Origin of the sequence: Mycobacterium sp. 050134, from assembly GCF_036409085.1 — a bacterium.
Taxonomy (GTDB): Bacteria; Actinomycetota; Actinomycetes; order Mycobacteriales; family Mycobacteriaceae; genus Mycobacterium.
The window spans coordinates 1-551 of the sequence record NZ_JAZGLV010000071.1 but is presented as its reverse complement, the minus strand read 5'-3'; the positions used below and the strand labels follow the sequence as shown (position 1 = coordinate 551).

Sequence of the window (551 nt, the reverse complement as noted above, 5' to 3'; positions counted from 1 at the left end):
ACCGGAGCGACGGGTGCGACCGGCCCGACCGGACCGACTGGTTCCACGGGTGCGACCGGGGCGACTGGGGCGACCGGCTCCACGGGTGCGACTGGTGCGACCGGCTCGACTGGGGCGACTGGTTCCACGGGTGCGACTGGAGCGACCGGCTCGACTGGGGCGACCGGGGCGACGGGTGCGACTGGACCGACTGGCCCGACCGGCTCGACTGGCTCCACCGGAGCGACGGGTGCGACTGGCCCGACCGGCTCGACTGGTTCCACGGGTGCGACCGGCTCGACTGGGGCGACCGGTTCGACTGGGGCGACCGGTTCGACTGGGGCGACCGGTTCGACTGGGGCGACTGGTTCCACGGGTGCGACCGGGGCGACTGGTTCCACCGGGGCGACGGGTGCGACTGGCCCGACCGGACCGACTGGTTCCACGGGGGCGACCGGTTCGACTGGGGCGACCGGCTCCACGGGTGCGACGGGTGCGACTGGCCCGACCGGCTCGACTGGTTCCACCGGGGCGACGGGTGCGACTGGCCCGACCGGCTCGACTGGTTCCAC

Annotated in this window: 1 pseudogene; it reads left to right on the top strand. The window is 74.6% G+C overall.

Going from position 1 to position 551, the window contains the following annotated elements:
- Positions 1-551 (top strand): annotated as a pseudogene (locus SKC42_RS27445) (hypothetical protein); the annotation flags it as partial.